The 17,238-nt window shown below is 36.6% G+C and carries 14 protein-coding genes; 13 read left to right on the forward strand and 1 reads right to left on the reverse strand.

The features are described 5' to 3' along the window. The first annotated feature begins 6 nt into the window (after nucleotides 1-6). From FG384_RS05110 to FG384_RS05120, 3 genes are read left to right on the forward strand one after another with little or no spacing between them, the layout of a single operon-like run. Nucleotides 7-921 (forward strand): ABC transporter ATP-binding protein, encoded by a 915-nt coding sequence (locus tag FG384_RS05110; RefSeq protein ID WP_142641507.1) that lies wholly within the window; start codon nucleotides 7-9, stop codon nucleotides 919-921. After that, nucleotides 921-1,631, forward strand: a complete 711-nt coding sequence (locus FG384_RS05115) for an ABC transporter permease (protein WP_142641508.1) — start codon at nucleotides 921-923, stop codon at nucleotides 1,629-1,631. Before FG384_RS05110 ends, FG384_RS05115 begins: the two co-directional genes overlap by 1 nt. Next, nucleotides 1,632-2,366, forward strand: a complete 735-nt coding sequence (locus FG384_RS05120; protein ID WP_142641509.1) for an ABC transporter permease — start codon at nucleotides 1,632-1,634, stop codon at nucleotides 2,364-2,366. It begins immediately after the preceding gene. A gap of 195 nt (nucleotides 2,367-2,561) precedes the next feature. On the opposite strand, the gene FG384_RS05125 is transcribed toward FG384_RS05120, so the two are convergent. Continuing rightward, nucleotides 2,562-3,491 carry a LuxR C-terminal-related transcriptional regulator gene (locus FG384_RS05125; RefSeq protein WP_338101317.1) on the reverse strand — a complete coding sequence of 310 codons (930 nt, stop codon included), beginning with the start codon at nucleotides 3,489-3,491 and terminating at the stop codon, nucleotides 2,562-2,564. A 430-nt stretch (nucleotides 3,492-3,921) separates the two neighbouring features. Here FG384_RS05125 and FG384_RS05130 point away from each other — a divergent pair, with 430 nt between their 5' ends. From FG384_RS05130 to ymfI, 10 genes are all read left to right on the forward strand, one after another. Beyond that, nucleotides 3,922-5,589 carry a ribonuclease J gene (locus tag FG384_RS05130; protein WP_142641511.1) on the forward strand — a complete coding sequence of 556 codons (1,668 nt, stop codon included), beginning with the start codon at nucleotides 3,922-3,924 and terminating at the stop codon, nucleotides 5,587-5,589. 121 nt (nucleotides 5,590-5,710) lie between these two features. Next, nucleotides 5,711-7,945 carry a DNA translocase FtsK gene (locus FG384_RS05135; protein ID WP_142641628.1) on the forward strand — a complete coding sequence of 745 codons (2,235 nt, stop codon included), beginning with the start codon at nucleotides 5,711-5,713 and terminating at the stop codon, nucleotides 7,943-7,945. Nucleotides 7,946-8,100: 155 nt separating this feature from the next. After that, nucleotides 8,101-8,829 carry a GntR family transcriptional regulator gene (locus FG384_RS05140; RefSeq protein WP_142641512.1) on the forward strand — a complete coding sequence of 243 codons (729 nt, stop codon included), beginning with the start codon at nucleotides 8,101-8,103 and terminating at the stop codon, nucleotides 8,827-8,829. Between the two features lie 47 nt (nucleotides 8,830-8,876). Beyond that, nucleotides 8,877-9,944: a BMP family lipoprotein gene (locus FG384_RS05145; protein ID WP_142641513.1), complete on the forward strand. Its 1,068-nt coding sequence runs from the start codon at nucleotides 8,877-8,879 to the stop codon at nucleotides 9,942-9,944. Between the two features lie 257 nt (nucleotides 9,945-10,201). Further along, nucleotides 10,202-11,752, forward strand: coding sequence for an ABC transporter ATP-binding protein (locus FG384_RS05150; protein WP_142641514.1), 1,551 nt, complete (start codon nucleotides 10,202-10,204; stop codon nucleotides 11,750-11,752). Then, a complete protein-coding gene (locus FG384_RS05155) occupies nucleotides 11,742-12,788 on the forward strand; it encodes an ABC transporter permease (protein WP_142641515.1) in 1,047 nt (348 codons plus the stop codon). The genes FG384_RS05150 and FG384_RS05155 overlap by 11 nt, the downstream gene beginning before the upstream one ends. A 1-nt stretch (nucleotide 12,789) precedes the next feature. Continuing rightward, entirely contained in the window at nucleotides 12,790-13,749 is a 960-nt protein-coding gene (locus FG384_RS05160) for an ABC transporter permease (protein ID WP_142641516.1), read from the forward strand. A 148-nt stretch (nucleotides 13,750-13,897) separates the two neighbouring features. After that, nucleotides 13,898-15,178 (forward strand): EF-P 5-aminopentanol modification-associated protein YfmF, encoded by a 1,281-nt coding sequence (yfmF, locus tag FG384_RS05165; RefSeq protein ID WP_142641517.1) that lies wholly within the window; start codon nucleotides 13,898-13,900, stop codon nucleotides 15,176-15,178. Continuing rightward, on the forward strand, nucleotides 15,171-16,472 hold the full coding sequence (gene yfmH / locus FG384_RS05170) for an EF-P 5-aminopentanol modification-associated protein YfmH (RefSeq protein ID WP_142641518.1): 1,302 nt from the start codon (nucleotides 15,171-15,173) through the stop codon (nucleotides 16,470-16,472). Before yfmF ends, yfmH begins: the two co-directional genes overlap by 8 nt. Then, nucleotides 16,469-17,200, forward strand: coding sequence for an elongation factor P 5-aminopentanone reductase (gene ymfI / locus FG384_RS05175; RefSeq protein ID WP_142641519.1), 732 nt, complete (start codon nucleotides 16,469-16,471; stop codon nucleotides 17,198-17,200). Before yfmH ends, ymfI begins: the two co-directional genes overlap by 4 nt. The last annotated feature ends 38 nt before the right edge of the window (nucleotides 17,201-17,238 follow it).

A 17,238-nucleotide genomic window follows, 5' to 3' on the forward strand; every position in this document is an offset into this window, starting at 1 on the left:
AAGATCATGAGTAATTACATTATTGAAACGGAGAAGTTGACGAAAAAGTATGGGGCTAGACGTGTCGTACATCAAGTGGATTTGAAAGTGAAGAAAGGAGAAATATATGGATTCTTAGGGCCGAACGGTGCTGGGAAGACGACAACGATTAAGATGTTGTTAGGTCTTGCGCGTCCAACAAAAGGTTCGATTCATATTTTCGGTAAGGATATGAAAAAAGATAAGCTTGCTGTTTTAAAGAAAATTGGTTCTCTCGTGGAATATCCTTCGTATTATGGACATTTGACAGCATATGAAAATCTGGAAGCTGTAAGAATTTTATTGGATGCACCCAAGTCAAGAATTGATGAGGTACTATCCATTGTACGGTTGACGAGGGATGCAAAGAGACCGGTTAAAGGTTTTTCTTTAGGAATGAAGCAACGACTTGGCATTGCGACTGCATTATTGGGCAATCCAGAATTGTTAATTTTGGATGAGCCGACAAATGGCCTTGATCCGTCGGGGATTATCGAAATACGTGAACTTCTTAAAAGCATGCCAAAAGAGCATGGTATTACGATAGTCGTGTCGAGTCATTTATTATCTGAAATCGATCAAATGGCAACACAAGTCGGTATTATTTCAAAAGGGGAAATGATTTTTCAAGACTCCATTGAAACGTTGAGAAAACGCTCTTCAAGTAAAATCAAGTTGACCGTGAACGATGCTCAATCTGCTTGGAGAAATTTAATGTCCAATGGGTTTAAAACGGATGTAGTTCAAAATCAATTATTTGTAGATAGTGTTACGGATGAAAAGATTGCTGAAATCGTGTCATCACTAGTTAAAAACGATTATTCCATTTACCGAGTAGAAGAAGAGAAAAAGTCACTTGAAGAAATTTTCTTAGAGTTGACAGGCGGGGAGGGAAGTTTGTAATGGGTCGCATTATGGCTTCCGAAATGCTTAAAATTAAAAGGAAAATGATATTATTTTTAATCTTTTTAGGCCCCATCGGAGTGGTTGCTTTAGAAGCGTGTAATTTTGGGCTCAGGTATGACTATCTTACAAAAGTATATAAGGATGATTTGTGGGGAGGACTCATTAATGAGGCTTCACTACTATCGATTCCGACGATTTTGATTGGTTTAACGATTATTACGTCGATGATTGCCAATATTGAACACCAAACAAATGCTTGGAAGCAATTACTTGCTTTGCCGATATCCAAGACGAAGGTGTATACCGGGAAAGCATTATTAGCATTCCTGTTACTTATCTTGTCGTGCGTAGTTTTAGCAGGTGGCATAATAGTTCTTGGATTGCTGTTGAAATTTGGGGTAAATATTCCTTTTCTTTATTTACTCAAAATGTGTTTCTTTCCGTTCCTTGCATCGCTGCCGTTTCTAGCTTTGCAAATATGGTTAGCGATTACGATGAAGAATCAGGCGATTCCACTTACTGTGGGGATTATGGGGACAATTATTTCGATGTATTCGATGAATTTTCCAAATTGGGTGCCATGGAAATGGCCATTGTTAGTCAATGATTTGGAGAAGGCTGTTTATTCCATTGTAGCAAGTATCGTTATTGGTTTACTACTCTATTTGGTTAGCCACTTAGATTTTCATAGGAAGGAAGTGAGATAATTGGGTAGATTATTTCAATCTGAATTTTTAAAGTTAAGGAAATCTTTAATATGGCTTCTCATTTTTGTAAGTCCAATCTTATCATTATTTCTTGGTTTACTAGAGTCAAATGAAATAACGAATGTAAAGGGCGCAGAGTGGATGACGACGCTCTCCATGATGACGATTAGCCATGCGATTCTGTTTTTGCCTTTGCTCGCAGGTGTTTTTTCAAGTTTTGTTTGTCGTTATGAACATGCGGGGGGTGGATGGAAACAGCTGTTAGCAATGCCTGTTTCAAGAGGGAGTATCTATGTGGCGAAGTTGCTCGTTGTCGCTGCTTTGATAGCGGCGACACAATTACTGTTCGTCGTATGTTTGTTGTTCATCGGTTGGGTGAAGGGTTATCCGAGTGTTATTCCATGGGATAGTATTGCGATCAGTATCGTTGGGGGATGGGTTGCTTGTCTACCATTGATTGCCTTACAAATGTTCGTGTCGGTTGCATGGTCAAGTTTTGCTGCACCGCTTGCGCTCAATGTTATTTTGACGATTCCGAATATGTTGATTATAAACTCTGAAAAGTTTGGACCGTATTACCCTTGGGCACAGCCCTTCTTAGCTATGATGCCAAATTCATCTGAAGGTTTTGGTGCTTTAAATGTTTCGTTAGTGACATTATTAATCGTTATTCTAGGGAGTCTCGGATTGTTTTTGAGCTCTGGATTTGTGTACTTCAAGAGGAAGGAAGTTTAGTCTAGGAATAATTCTAACGATAGTCTACAAGTAGCCGAAGAGAAATTTTCGGCTACTATATTTAAATTTAAAAATGGATATTTTTCACAGATAACTACAGTTAGTTGGAAAATATACAGTTCATGTGCTAACTCATCGAAGAAAAGAGTACATTTAAACTTCAATACCAGTGGTCAAGCCCCTTTAAAGCGAACTCTACTTAATCAGCATAACCTTCGCTCTAAAATTAACCCCAAGCCTACTGTAAATAGTTGTTAAGTAGACGCGTACAGTTCCTTCGGAAAGAAAGAGGCGTTCAGCAATTTCACGATTGGTTGCACCATCTACTAACAATGTGAACACTTCCTTTTCACGTGGGGTAAGTGAGTCTAGTAAACTCCCCTGTGAATATCTATGTTCGATCAGCTGTTCTAGATAGGATAGCAGAACAAAACTCCAATGTAGTTTTGTATTCGTCTGCTGAACTTTCAAGTATGTTTCCATCAAAGGAACAATGGCCTTCTCATCTAGAAAAGTGCGGATATACCCATAAGGTGCGCCGTGTCCTAATGCTTCGTTCAACGCCATCAATGCAGCATCTTCATGATCCAATTCCATTTCACAAATTGCTTCAAGGACAGCTGTTTCTATAATGGTGGATACTTGCATTTCCTGTAATGCTTTCGTTTTTACTTGAATAATCGTTTTTAGCGCGTCTTCTGCTTGTCCTTTTACCAATAATAAGCGGGTATTTACTAGTAACCAAAAAGGTTGTCTCGATTCTGCTTTGCAAAGTTCGACTTCTGCTTGTGAAATATTTCCTTCTATTAAATTACAGCAAGCTTTCATTGTGCGCAATGAGTTAATCCAATGCTTTTCTTTGACAATTTCCATCGTACTATCTAGCAAAGCATGGGCTGCTACAAAATTTCTGTTCATTGCATGAATATGAGCTTTTAGTATATACATAGGGATAAATAAACCTGAATCGTTCATGCGATGCCCATATTGAAGGGCTACTTCTAACTCAATGATCGCTAGATCTAATACGTAACCTCGTTTATTTTTCAGAGCATTAGTTGATTGGAGCGGAGGGCGACGACTCCTGCGGGAATAGCGTGAGTCTTGAGACCCTGCAGGGAGTATAGCGACCGAAGCGGCTCAAGCCACGCCCGCGGAAAGCGTTCGCCAGGAGCGGGAAATGTGGATACCTTCCTACAAACGTTCTTAGGTACAGACAAGGGCTCAAGCACGTAGGAGAAGAACTGTCTCACGGTTTCTTACTTTGTTCCAAACGTTGCATCTTCAGGTGCCTTTAATTTGTAAGTAAGGATTATTATACTGATTATCCAAACCATAGAGCTTCCGTTATTCTTTTAATCGATGTTGCTTTTAATTTGATTAAACCGAACGAATAACTCTCAAGTCCAAATAGGGTGTTTGACTTTTATATCTATCTAGATAAATTCTTCCTAACAAAAAGTTGTAGAATGCTTTTATTATTGTGCGAATCGACGACCTTCGATATAATGAAAATTAGTGGATGTTGGTCGGGTTAATATTAGGAGGAAAACAATTGGTAAAAGTGAAAAATGAACTTATTCGAATCATCCCACTCGGTGGAGTTGGGGAGATCGGAAAAGCAATGTATGTAGTAGAAATTGATGAAGAGATATTCGTTGTAGATAGTGGGCTGATGTTCCCAGAAAACGAAATGCTCGGTATTGATATAGTTATACCAGATATTACCTACTTAGAAGAAAATAAAAATCGTGTAAAAGGAATATTTTTAACACACGGTCATGAAGATGCAATTGGATCTATTTCATACCTATTGCAAAAAGTACAAGCCCCTGTTTACGGATCAAAATTAACGATTGCCCTTGCAAAAACACATTTAAAAGCGCTACCTACAAAGCAGCCTGTTAAATATTTTGAAGTGACAAATAAAAGCCGAATGAATTTCCAAAGTACATATGTGACATTTTTCCACACAACACATAGTATTCCAGATTCACTAGGCATTGTATTTCACACTTCAGAAGGTCCAATCGTCCATACAGGAGAATTTAAATTCGACCAATCGGCAAAAGGTAAGTATCGTCCAGATATTTCAAAAATTGCGGCACTTGGAGAAGAAGGCGTATTTATTTTATTATCAGATTCAACTGAAGCAGAAAGACCAGGACATACAACGTCAGAAGCAGTTATTGAAAACCAATTATCAGAAACATTCCACGCTGCTCGAGGTCGTATTCTAGTGTCTTTATATGCTTCAAATTTTATCCGTATTCAACAAGTATTTGATAAAGCATCAGAAACTGGCAAAAAGGTTGCAATTGCAGGGAAAAGCTTAGAAAATATCTTTGAAATTGGATTAGATTTAGGGTACTTCACAGTTGAAGAAGAGACGATTATTCCAATAAAAGAAATTTCAAAGTATGAAGACGAAGAAATTGTAATAATTGTCTCAGGTAATCAAGGAGAACCATTAGAAGCGCTAGAAAAAATGGTTCGCAAGCATCATAAAGATATTAAAATAAAAGATTCTGATACTGTTTTAATCACATTTACACCTTCGCCAGGTATGGAAGTTAGTATGTATCAAACGATGAATCAAATTGCTAAGGCGGGAGCGAAAGTATTAACTGCAAGTAAAAACGTCCATGTATCTGGGCATGGTAGTCAAGAAGATTTAAAGATGATGCTTAACTTGACGAAACCTAAGTATTTTATCCCTATCCAAGGTGAATACCGTATGCTAATAGCTCACTCTAAATTGGCACAAGATATTGGAATGACAAAATCGGAAATCTTTATTGCGGATAAAGGAGATATTGTCGAATATAAAAGTGGCAAGATGAGAATGAGTGGAAGAGTACAAGCAGGAAATGTTCTGATTGATGGAATCGGGGTAGGTGATGTAGGTAATATCGTACTGCGAGATCGTAAACTTCTATCACAAGATGGTATTTTTATCGTAGTAGTCACATTAAATCGTGCGCAAAAGAAAATTGCATCGGGTCCAGAAATTCTATCTCGAGGCTTTGTCTATGTAAGAGAGTCAGAAGAACTTATGGATGAATCAGCAAAACTTGTAAGAACAATTGTTGAAAAATATGTGAATAAAGAAACGTTTGAATGGACAAACATTAAACAAGAAATCCGCGATACGCTAAATTCATATTTATTCCAACAAACAAAACGACGTCCAATGATCATCCCGATTATTATGGAATATTAATATGAGTTTGAGGATTTCCTTGCCGCTAGCGGAAGGAAATCCTTTTTATCTTTAAGGAAAGTAGGTGGTTATTTTGGCTAGAAAGAAAAAAAGACCAACAAAAAAACAAAGTAATCAAACAATGCATCCTCTAATGTATGAAATTATAGGATTACTCGTTATTGGCGTTGCCATCATTTCTTTCTTTGAATATGGCTTAGTTGGCAGGGGGTTTGCTTACGTTGGTTATTTCCTATTTGGTAACTGGCATATTGCAGTCCCATTTATTTTAATAGTTTTTGCACTAATCATCATGATAAAGCAGACTGTACCTTCTTGGAATCATCGATTGCTATTAGGCTGTGCATCTATATTATGTAGTCTTTTATTATTTAGTCATTTGGCACTTTTTCAACAATTATTTGATGGTAAAGCTTTGGTTTCCAATTCCGTCCTTAGAGAAAGCTACCGAGTTATAGTCGAGAGTGGTGGAATTGTTGATAGGAGTAGTTCCCTAGGAGGCGGAATGATTGGTGCAGTTCTGTTTGCGACATTCCATGTTTTGTTTGATTCTGCTGGGGCAAAAGTTGCTGGTTGGTTATTACTCTTAATAGGTCTTATATTATTAACGGGAAAAGCACTTGTGCCATACTTAATAGAGGTGTCTCCGAGAGTAAAAGAACTGATTATGAATAGAAAGAAAAAAAAGAAGCAAGTTGTTTCTGAAAGAAAAGCTAGAAGAACGAAGAAAGAAGCACTACAGGAAGAGGCTGTCACAATACATGAAGTACGACCAGTAGTAATGGAGGAAGAAGTGGAACAGGTAACTGCTCCAATTATATCCGCTTTTACAGAACGCATTTCCAAAAGAGAAGAACCGGTCGAATCGAACGAACCTAATGAGCCTATGGAAATTAATATGGATTCAGAAGTTGTAGAAAATATAGATTATCAACTGCCTGCTATCTCTCTTTTAAATGCTCCCGCACATAGCGATCAGAGTGGCGAATTGAATGCTATTCAAGCAAATGCGAAAAAACTAGAACAGACTTTTTTAAGCTTTGGAGTAAAAGCAAAAGTAACTCAAGTACATCTAGGTCCTGCTGTTACAAAATATGAAGTACTACCAGATGTAGGGGTTAAAGTAAGCCGTATTGTTAGTCTTCATGATGACTTAGCGTTAGCATTAGCTGCTCGAGATATTCGAATTGAAGCTCCAATTCCTGGTAAATCAGCAGTTGGAATTGAAGTTCCTAACAAGGAAGTTGCTATTGTTAGTTTAAGCGAAGTGCTAGAGTCTAAAGAGAATAATAAACCAAACTTAAAACTACTCATCGGTTTTGGACGAGATGTAACTGGTCAAGCAGTGTTAGCAGAGCTAAACAAAATGCCTCACTTACTTGTAGCTGGTTCTACTGGTAGTGGGAAAAGTGTTTGTATAAATGGGATTATTATTAGTATTATGATGAGAGCAAAGCCTCATGAAGTAAAAATGATGATGATTGACCCTAAAATGGTTGAGTTAAACGTATATAATGGGATTCCGCATTTACTTGCTCCGGTTGTAACGGATCCTAGAAAAGCATCACAAGCACTGAAAAAAATCGTATCTGAAATGGAACGTAGATACGACTTATTTTCGCATACTGGTACACGGAATATGGAAGGTTATAACGAGCATATTGATAAATGGAATGAAGAAAATGAAGAAAAACATCCAAAGTTACCGTATATCGTTGTCATTGTTGATGAGTTAGCGGACTTAATGATGGTTGCTTCAAACGATGTAGAAGATTCTATTACTCGTATAGCACAAATGGCTCGAGCAGCTGGTATCCATTTAATCATTGCAACACAAAGGCCAAGTGTAGATGTAATCACAGGTATTATTAAAGCAAACATTCCTTCAAGGATTGCATTCGCTGTTTCTTCTGCAATTGATTCACGAACGATACTAGATATGGGTGGTGCAGAGAAGCTATTAGGAAGAGGAGATATGTTATTCCTACCTGCAGGAAGTTCAAAACCCGTTCGTGTTCAAGGTGCTTACTTATCTGATGCAGAAGTAGAGCGAGTAGTTGATTTTGTTATTGAGCAACAAAAAGCAAGTTATCAAGAAGAGATGATTCCAGATGAAGCAGAAGCGACAGAAGAACAAATGGATCGAGACGAACTATATGATGATGCTGTGCAATTAGTAACAGAAATGCAAACTGCATCCGTATCTCTACTACAGCGTCGTTTCAGAATTGGGTATTCTAGAGCAGCCCGGATTATAGATCAACTGGAGTTGAGTGGAGTAGTTGGGCCTTATGAAGGAAGTAAACCGCGTCAAGTACTTGCTCCAAAACACCCATTAGATAATGATTTAATGTGACAATAAGATTACAGCAACATAAAATTTTCATTAAATCTTTTTTTGAATTATGAATAAAACTATTTATTTCAATGATTAAAAATGGTATAGTATGACTGATTAGTAGGAAAGTTTTACATCAGAGGTCTGATCTCTTCAAAATGGTGGTGTTTTCGTTGACAATAAAATTAGACCATCGTCATTTATATCTTCAAGTAATTGATCGTCTTAAACAAGACATTGAAAATGGCGTATTCAAAGAGAAGGAAAAACTTCCTTCTGAATTTGAATTGGCTAAATCACTTGGAGTAAGTCGTGCAACTTTAAGAGAAGCTCTTCGATTACTGGAAGAGGAGAATGTTATCATTAGAAGGCATGGTGTAGGCACATTTGTGAATTCTAAACCTGTTTTCACTTCAGGAATTGAGCAACTTACAAGTGTTTCATCTATGATCCGAAGTGCTGGAATGGAGCCTGGTACAATTTACTTGAGTTCTATGCAATCGCTTCCTTCTGAAGATGATATAAAACGCTTTCAATGTAGTGAAGAGCAATCTATCATTTCTATGGAACGTGTTCGGACTGCAAATGGGGAACCAGTTGTGTATTGTATCGATAAAGTTCCAGAAAACTACTTACCAAATGATTTTCTCGTTAGAGAAGAAGGTTCAATTTTTACTGCCTTAGAGGAATCTGGAAATATTCGTGTATCTCATGCAGTAGCATTTATTGATCCTGTAGGATATCATGAGGTTGCCTCACCAACATTAAATTGTGAGCCAGAAACTTCATTGCTTGTATTAAAACAACTTCACTACGATGAAAATGATCGAGTAGTTTTATACTCGAAAAATTATTTTCGAGCAGATAAGTTTAGCTTTCATGTTGTTCGGAAAAGGGTGTAAAATGATTTAAATTCCTGCTAATAAGAAAATTAATGGAGGTTTTCAATTTGTCAAAACGTAAATTTGGACTAGGACTGTCACTTGTACTTGCTGCCGGTACTATCCTTGGAGCTTGTGGAACAAAAGAAGAAGGAACAACTTCAAAAGGTTCAGAAGGTTCTTCTGAAGCAAAAGATTTCTCTCTTGCAATGGTAACGGATGTTGGAGGGGTAGATGACAAATCATTCAACCAATTAGCTTGGGAAGGTATTGAAGCATTTGGTAAAGAGAACGGCTTGGCAAAAGGTGACGGTGGTTATGATTACCTTCAATCTGCGTCAGACGCTGATTATATCACAAACTTAAACAGCTTAGTACGTCGTGACTTCGATGTAGTTTATGGAATCGGTTTCCTAATGGAAAAACCAATTGGTACAATTGCTGACCAACAACCAGATGCACAACTTGCAATTGTCGATGGGATTGTAGATAAACCAAATGTTGCTTCTGTAATGTTTAAAGAGCAAGAAGGTTCATTCCTTGCTGGTGTTGCTGCTGCTTTAATGTCAGAATCTAAACAAATCGGTTTTGTTGGTGGGATGGAAATTCCAGTAATTGAACGCTTTGAAGCTGGGTTCTTAGAAGGAGTTAAAGCTGTAGATCCAAGCATTAAAGTTGATGTACAGTATACTGGTAAATTTGATGATGCAGCACTTGGTAAAACAACTGCTAACCGTATGTACTCTTCTGGAGTGGATATTATTTTCCACGCTGCTGGTGGTACTGGTAATGGTGTATTTGCGGAAGCGAAAGAACGTAAAACAAAAGATGCTAATGCTAACGTTTGGGTAATCGGAGTTGACTCTGACCAATATGAAGAAGGTGCTGTTGGTGATACTAACATCACACTTACTTCAATGCAAAAACGTGTTGACATCGCAGTTCAAACAATTGCGAAAGAGGCAATGGCTGGAAACTTCCCTGGTGGGAAAACAGTTACTTATGGTTTAGCAGAAAAAGGTGTACAGCTTGCAGATTCTCGTGGTGCAATTCCACAAGACGTTTTAGATCAAATTGAAGAATACTCTAAAAAAATCGCTGCTGGCGAAATTACTGTTCCTGAAACAGTAGAATAATTTACTTTATCTAACATCATAAAGGCCGATGCTTTTCGGTCTTTATGATATTTTAATTAGTAGAAGAAAGATTTTAAATATTTAAAGTCTTATTTTGGTAGAATGCAAAATCTAATTTTGCAGGTGGACATGTTCAGATTGTCTCGATAATGCTTGACAATAATGATGAATATAGCATTCTTTTAACATTCTGGTAGTTAAAAATTTAAAGTCTTTCCTGTATTAATTTTGTACTAGTATAGTAGGGAGTGAATTCATTGGATTATGTAATAGAGATGCTGGGCATTCGGAAAGAGTTTGGATCGTTTGTAGCAAATGATAATATCACCCTTCAACTAAAAAAGGGAGAAATTCATGCGCTCTTAGGGGAAAATGGAGCTGGGAAGTCTACTCTAATGAATGTATTATTTGGCTTATATCAACCAGAAGCAGGGGAGATAAAAGTTAATGGGAAATCTGTAAAAATTACAGATCCTAATGTAGCGAATGATCTAGGTATCGGAATGGTTCACCAGCATTTTATGCTTGTGGAAAAATTTACGGTAACTGAAAATATAATTTTAGGTAATGAGTTAACGAAGAGTGGAATTATTAACATTAAAGATGCTGCTAAAAAAATCCAGTCTCTATCTGAAATGTATGGATTAGAAGTTGATCCTTACGCTAAAATTGAAGATATATCTGTAGGGATGCAACAGCGCGTTGAAATTTTAAAGACACTTTATCGTGGAGCAGAAATATTAATCTTTGATGAGCCAACTGCATCTCTTACTCCTCAAGAAATACATGAACTAATTCAAATCATGAAGCGACTTATCCAAGAAGGAAAGTCTATTATTTTGATTACGCATAAATTACAAGAAATAATGGATGTATCTGACCGTGTTACAGTTATTCGCAAAGGTGAAGGTATTGGAACTGTTATTACTAAAGAAACAAATCCAAATGAACTTGCTTCGTTAATGGTTGGTAGACAAGTAGATTTCACTACAGTAAAAGATGAAGCAAATCCTACAGAAGAATCATTAGTGGTGAACAACTTAGTTGTCACAGATTATCGTGGGATTGAAAAAGTTAAAGGTCTAAACTTAACTGTTCGTAAAGGCGAAATTGTTGGAATAGCAGGGATTGATGGAAACGGTCAATCAGAATTAATCGAATCTATTACAGGTCTTCGTAAAGTAAAAAGTGGTTCGATCAAGATAAATGGACAAGATGTTACAAATAAAAAGCCGCGTCAAATAACAGAAGCTGGTGTTGGGCATATTCCACAAGACCGTCATAAACACGGATTGGTTATGGATTTCTCAATTGGACATAATATTGCTTTGCAAACATATTATGCACCTCCAATTTCTAAAAACGGCATTATCGATTATGGTAAGGTTTCAGAACTAGCACAAAAAATTATTAAAGATTATGACGTTCGGACACAAGGTGAAGAAACGCTTGCTCGTTCTTTATCAGGTGGAAATCAGCAAAAGGCAATTATTGGACGCGAAGTTATTCGAAATCCAGAGCTTTTAATCGCTGCTCTTCCAACTCGTGGTCTTGATGTTGGAGCTATTGAGTTTATTCACCAACGCCTTATTGAACAGCGTGATAAAGGGAAAGCTGTACTTTTACTTTCCTTTGAATTAGACGAAGTAATGAATGTTTCTGACCGTATTGCTGTTATTTATGATGGTCAAATTGTCGATACTTTACAGCCAAAAGATACTACCGAGCAAGAATTAGGGTTACTAATGGCAGGTCAACATAAAACAGGAAAAGATGTAAAACAGGGGGAACAACAGCATGTCGAATAGATTAGTTAATATACTTGTCCCTGTTATATCCGTTATTTTAGGTTTGCTCGTAGGGGCCATTGTCATGTTAGTAAGTGGATATGATCCTGTAAAGGGCTACACTGCATTATGGAATGGTATTTTTGGAGATTCATATGCAATTGGTGAAACAATTCGCCAAATAACACCTTATCTGTTATCAGGACTAGCGGTTGCATTCGCTTTCCGTACTGGATTATTTAATATCGGAGTGGAAGGACAACTTCTTGTCGGCTGGTTTGCAGCAGCATATGTTGGAGTAGCTTTTGATCTTCCGATGTATATTCATTTGCCATTTGCAATTATTGCTGCCGCTGTTGCAGGGGGATTATGGGCTTTAGTTCCAGGTCTTTTAAAAGCAAAATTACAAGTCCATGAAGTAATTGTAACAATCATGATGAACTATATTGCGCTTCATACAACCAACGTACTAATACGAGCGATGTCTGATGGCGGAGAAAATACAGGAACTATTAAAGAAACCGCTTCCTTAAAATCTGTATTTTTTGAAAGCATAACGGATTATTCTAGATTACATTATGGTATTTTCATTGCACTTGCTATGGTATTAGTTATGTGGTTTATATTAGAAAAAACAACGATTGGTTTTGAATTGAAAGCAGTTGGATTCAATAAAAATGCTTCTGAATATGCAGGTATGAATGTAAATAAAAATATTATTCTCTCTATGGTTATCTCAGGGGCATTTGCAGGACTTGCTGGTGCGATGGAAGCACTTGGTACTTTTCAATACGCGAGTGTTAAAGGTGGCTTTACTGGAATTGGGTTTGATGGTATTGCGGTAGCGCTTTTAGGTGCGAACACACCTTTAGGAGTTGTTTTTGGTGCAACATTATTTGGTGCATTAAAATATGGAGCTTTAAATATGCCTAACGCAGCTGATATACCAGTTGAAATTGTTTCTATTGTAATAGCAATCATCATTTTCTTCGTAGCATGTGGTTACGTTATTCGCTACTTCCTTGAGAAAAAGAATAAGAAAAAGGAGGCGAAATAATATGAGCTTTTTAGAGGTTCTATATTTTATTGTCCCATCTGCTATTTTCTATGCAGCTCCTTTAATTTTCACTGCTATTGGTGGAGTTTTCTCTGAACGTTCAGGAGTTATTAACATTGGACTTGAAGGTTTAATGGTTATGGGTGCTTTTATTGGGATCCTTTTCAACTTGTTCTTTGTGGATACATTTGGCGCAGCGACTCCATGGGTAGCATTACTAGCTGCAATGGTTGTATCAGGTATTTTCTCATTAATGCATGCGGTAGCGGCAATTTCGTTCCGTGCGGATCAGACAATATCAGGGGTAGCAATCAATATGCTTGGGGTAGCAGTGGCTCTATTCTCTGTAAAAATGATTTATGGTAAAGGACAGACTGACTATATTCAAGAACGCTTTATTCGATTTGATATTCCGTTTTTAAGTGAAATTCCAGTATTAGGTCCAATGTTTTTTAAAAATGTATATTCAACATCGATTTTAGCAATCGGAGTAGCTTTATGTGCTTGGTTTATTATTTATAAAACACCTTTTGGCTTGCGTTTACGTGCAGTTGGAGAACATCCAATGGCTGCTGACACGATGGGAGTTAATGTAACAAGAATGCGCTATATTGCAGTAATAGTATCTGGTGCATTAGCTGGTATCGGTGGTGCAGTATATTCTCAATCGATTTCTGGAGAGTTTAGTCATACGACTATTAATGGACAAGGGTTCATGGCATTAGCTGCAATGATCTTTGGTAAATGGCATCCACTTGGGGCACTCGGAGCTGCCTTATTCTTTGGTTTTGCCCAAGCCTTAAGTATCGTAGGTGGTCAAATTCCATATATTGATCAAGTCCCAAGTTATTATTTGCATATTTTACCATATGTATTGACAATTTTGGCTGTTGCTGGATTTATTGGAAAAGCTCATGCACCAAAATCGATTGGTAAGCCTTATATTAAAGGGAAAAGATAATAAAAGTTGTACAGTTCGTTTTTTGTACTACTTACTTCAGAAGAGGGACCAAATTTGTTGGTCCCTTTTTGTTTGTATTGGAATAACTTGAACATGTATAGTGAATAGATGAATGAGTTAAACTAGAGAGAAAAAGGGGGATAATTATATGTTTCAACAATTTAAGCTCGCGCAAGGTGTGAAGCTTTATGTAAGACCAACAGAACAATTTAAAACGATCAGTATCTCATTTAAGTGGAAACAGCAAATAACTGAACAAAATGCTGCTATTCGTTCTGTACTCGCAAATATATTGCAATATAGTAATAATGTGTATACGTCGAATGCAGAGTTTCGAAAACGCTTAGATGATTTATATGGAGCAGTTTTATATTTCGATACAACGAAAAAAGGGAATTATCATATCCTTTCTTTAAATGCTGAAACAGTGAATGACGCGTATTTGTCCAATGAAAAGGTAGTAGATGAAGTCTTTTCATTATTATCAACTGTCATTTTTGAACCACTTATGAAGAATGGAAAATTTGTGGATTCCATTGTAAAGCGCGAGAAGGAACAGGTCATTGAAAGAATTCAATCGATGTATGATGATAAAACTAGGTATGCACAGCAACGTTTACTAGAAAATATTCGACCAAATCATCCTGCATCTATTTCTGCAAATGGAACGGTATCTACAGTGCAACAGATAACTAACGAGCAATTAGTTGAAATGTACAATACAATACTCTCATCCGATGAGTTATCCATCTATGTCGTAGGAGACGTGAATGTGGAAGCAATAAAAGAAAAAATGGATAAACATTTCCGTTTTTCTAGTAGAACACCAGTCCAGGAACCATCAACAGTGGATATAAAGCAGGCATCACATGAAAAAGACTTTTTACATGAAATACAAGATATGAAGCAAGGTAAATTACATATCGCCTATCACACTCCAATTAATTTTTATTCCGAAGACTTTCCAATCATGCAGATGACGAATGGTATATTTGGTGGATTTGCACACTCGAAAATATTTATGAATGTACGTGAAAAAGAAAGTATGGCTTATTATGCTTCGAGTAGTTATTCTTCCTTGTATGGTTTAGTATTTGTCTTTGCGGGTATTGATGCGAACTTACAAGAAAAGGCAGTTTTATTAATAGATGAGCAGTTAAAAGTAATGCAAGCAGGTGACATTTCTGATTTAGAAATCAATCAAACAAGATCTATGTTAATAAATCAGCTAAAAGAAGCCTTAGATTCTGCTCGAGCTCAAATTGAAATTTACGATCAATATAAAGAATTGAATGAAGCATTTACAGTAGAAGAATGGATAGAAAAATGGTCCAAAGTCTCAAAAGAACAAATTCAACAAATGGCTTCTAAAATAGAGAAGGAATTCGTCTATTTCCTATCTGGCAAGGAGGGTGCAGACAATGAATGAAACGTATTTTAAACAACTAGAAGAAACGTTATATCATGAACAATTACCTAATGGTCTAAATGTATATATATTACCGAAAAAGGGATTTTCAAAAACCTTTGTAACCTTTACAACAAAGTATGGTTCGATAGATCGTGAATTTATTCCTATCGGTAAAGAGGAACCTGTTATTGTCCCAGACGGAATTGCTCACTTTTTAGAGCATAAAATGTTTGAAAAAGAAGAAGGAGATGTATTTCAAAAGTTTAGTGAAAAAGGTGCATCAGCAAATGCATTTACTTCTTTTACAAAAACTACGTACTTATTTTCATCCACAGACCATGTACTAGAAAATACGAAGACATTACTCGATTTTGTACAGCAACCTTATTTTACAGAACAAACTGTTGAAAAAGAAAAGGGAATCATTGCCCAGGAAATTACGATGTATGATGATCAACCTGATTGGCGTTTATACTTTGGTGCTATTGAGAATATGTATAAAGAGCATCCAGTGAAAATTGATATTGCAGGTACTATTGAATCGATCAATCAAATCACGGCAGATCATTTATATGAGTGTTATCATACTTTTTATCATCCATCCAATATGGTAGTATTTGTCGTCGGGGCAGTGGATCCAAATCAAATGATGAATTTTATTAAAGAAGATCAAGCGGCGAAATCATTTGAAGAACCACAGGAAATAAAGCGATTTTTCCCAACTGAACAAAATTCAGTTGCATATTCAGAACGATCATTACAAATGGATGTGCAAAAACCGAAAGTTATTTTTGGGATCAAATCTAATAATGCAACTATTTCTGGAAATGAGATGTTAAATTTTGAACTTTCCATGCAAGTAGCTATTGAACTGATTTTTGGAAGGACTTCTGCATTCTATCAAGATGTATATGACAAAGGCTTAGTTGACGAATCGTATTCGGCTGATTTTTCGATGGAACAAGGATATGGATTTACGATGATTGGTTCAGATTCTCCAAATCCAGAGACTCTTGTAAAATCGATTAAACAAACGATTCTAGATAATACAAACGAGTGGAATTTCTCTGATGAAGATTTAAAGCGTATTACTCGTAAAAAAATCGGATACTTTTTAAGAGCATTAAATTCTATTGAATATATTGCTAATCAGTTTACACGTTATTCATTCAACGAGATGAATTTATTCGATGTAGTACCAGCTTTAGAAAGTTTAACAATGGAACAAGTGAAAAATGCTTTTGAAACACTGAAAAATGAAGAAACGCATACAATTTTTACAATAGTTCCTTTTGAGAAAAAAGGTCAATGAGTAAAAAGTTTGCATTAGTAGTAGGTGCTTCTGGTGAAATCGGCCATGCAATCAGTCATAAGCTCGCAGAAGATGGCTGGTCTTTGTACTTACATTTTGCGAGCAGTAAAGAACGTGTTATGGGACTTTTAGAAGAACTAGAGGCATCGTATAAAGAACAGGAATTTATGTCTGTGCAAGCGGATTTGCGAAATGTAGAATCTATTGAAAGATTATCTTCTGCAATTTTTTCTTTACAGGCGGTAATATTTGCGCAAGGTCATAGTCTGTATAAAGGATTAGAGGATACTTCGATTGAAGAAATACGTCAACTATTTCAGGTTCATGTGGAACATCCCATGTCTTTATTAGCTAAGTTAACTCCAAAGCTTCGAAAGAAGGCTAATGCTTCTGTTGTTTTTGTAGGTTCTATTTGGGGGGATACAGGTGCATCTTATGAAGCTGCATATTCGGCTGCAAAAGGTGCTCAGCATGCATTTGTAAAAGCATATGCGAAAGAGGTTGCTTCGCAAAAAATTACAGTGAATGCAGTTGCACCAGGATTTATTGATACAAAAATGAACCAACATGTGGAATTGGATACACGCCAAATGTTACTAGAGGAAATTCCAGCAGGGGTTTTCGGTACTACAGAAGATGTTGCGAATGCAGTTGTTTTTTTAGTAGGCGAAAAAGCAAACTATATAACTGGTCAAATCATTAGAGTAAATGGCGGCTGGTATATTTGATTTGAATACAGAAGAAATAAATACAGACTTAATTTGTT

The organism is Psychrobacillus vulpis (assembly GCF_006861825.1).
In the GTDB taxonomy this organism is placed as follows: domain Bacteria; phylum Bacillota; class Bacilli; order Bacillales_A; family Planococcaceae; genus Psychrobacillus; species Psychrobacillus vulpis.